The sequence below is a fragment of the Peribacillus sp. NPDC097264 genome, from assembly GCF_050277925.1.
In the GTDB taxonomy this organism is placed as follows: Bacteria; Bacillota; Bacilli; order Bacillales; family DSM-1321; genus Peribacillus.
In genome coordinates this window covers 1-1,560 of the sequence record NZ_JBNNSR010000027.1, presented here as the reverse complement: position 1 = coordinate 1,560, position 1,560 = coordinate 1, and the positions used below count along the sequence as shown (strand labels likewise).

At 39.0% G+C, this 1,560-nt stretch carries 1 protein-coding gene; it reads right to left on the bottom strand.

The window, feature by feature from the left end:
- Nucleotides 1-111: 111 nt before the first annotated feature.
- Entirely contained in the window at nt 112-1,470 is a 1,359-nt protein-coding gene (locus ACQKL0_RS20110) for an IS1182 family transposase (RefSeq protein WP_427689210.1), read from the bottom strand.
- Nucleotides 1,471-1,560 lie beyond the last annotated feature (90 nt).

The following is a 1,560-nucleotide window of genomic DNA, read 5'->3' as shown; positions in this document are numbered from 1 at the left end:
TTCAGTTTGTAGACAAAAGGGGTTCGGAATGGTTTCATTCCGAATCCCTTTTGATATTTTCTTGGAATTTTGCTCAAGATTAAGAGCTTGGGTCTCTACGAGCCCACTATATTAGGCCATTTTTGAATCTCGCCATGTCCAATTGGCCATCTTCTTTAAATTCATGGCAGCGAAAGTAAGCATCGCCTGCATCGACAATTTTTTAAGTCCCCTTAAAGTAGTCCAACGCATACCATGCTTTTCTTTTGCATCTGCGAATACACGCTCAATCGTTTCCTTGCGTTTCGCATAGATAGGTTTTACATCTTGATGATGACGCAGGTGATCTGCTTCTTCCATATTTTCTTGCCAGATATGGCGCGTCACCACTTTTTGATGGTCTTTGCTTTCTGTACACTGTGATAAAAATGAGCATGTCTTACAAATGTGTTTGGGAGATTTATATTCGCGATATCCCTCTTTATTTGTTGTTGAGTACCTTAAAACCTCGCCCGATGGGCAAAGGTAACAGTCAAAATATTCATCATATACATACTCATGTTTGCGGAAGAATCCTTCTTTTGTCCGTGGTCGTGTATAGGGTAAAGCCGGCGTGATTTCTTTGCCAAAAAGATAGCTTGTAATGGCTGGTGTTTTATAAGCTGCATCTGCGGCAACGGCTTCAGGTTTTCCAACTTTCTCAATCACTTGTTCAACCAGTGGCTCTAACATATGGCTATCATGCGTATTTCCAGGTGTTACAATTGTCCCTAACACAAAACCATTACGGTCTGCAGCCGTGTGAAATGAATAGGCAAACTGTTTTGTACGTTCATCTTTCACGTAGTAACCACTCTCAGGATCTGTTGTACTTTCTTTTATTTCTTTGGTTTCTTCCTTATCAAATTTATCTGGTGGAAAAGGTTTCTTTCCGTGATCTTCACGATCCTGATTTATTTCTTCTTGAAGGCGTTCTTGATATGCTCGTGTTTCCTTGCGAACGACTTTCTTTGCAAACTTTCGTTTATTTGCACTGGCTTTCACATGAGTGGAATCAACGAATACATGCTCTGCACTTATTAACTTTCTTTGGGCAGCTGTCATTAAAATGCGATAGAAAATCTGTTCAAACAAGTCAGTATCTTTAAAGCGTCGCTCATAATTTTTCCCGAACGTTGAGAAGTGAGGTACTTTATCGTGGAAACCGTAACCTAAGAACCAACGGTAAGCCATATTTGTTTCAACTTCTTCAATTGTTTTACGCATAGAACGAATACCGAAGGTATATTGAATGAATGCAAGTTTAACCAAAATAACTGGATCGATACTTGGGCGACCTACCTCAGAATACATATCTTTCACCAAATCATAAATGAAAGAGAAATCAATGGCCGCCTCAATTTTACGAACCAAATGGTTCGCTGGCACCAGTTGATCCAATGTAATCATTTCAAGTTGATCTCGTTGAATAGAATTATGTTTCGAAAGCATCCTCATCACTCCAAGTTTTAATACTTCTATTTTAAAACAAAAAAAACTGTAGGCAAAGTCGATTTTCATCGAGTTTGTCTACAGTCTGAA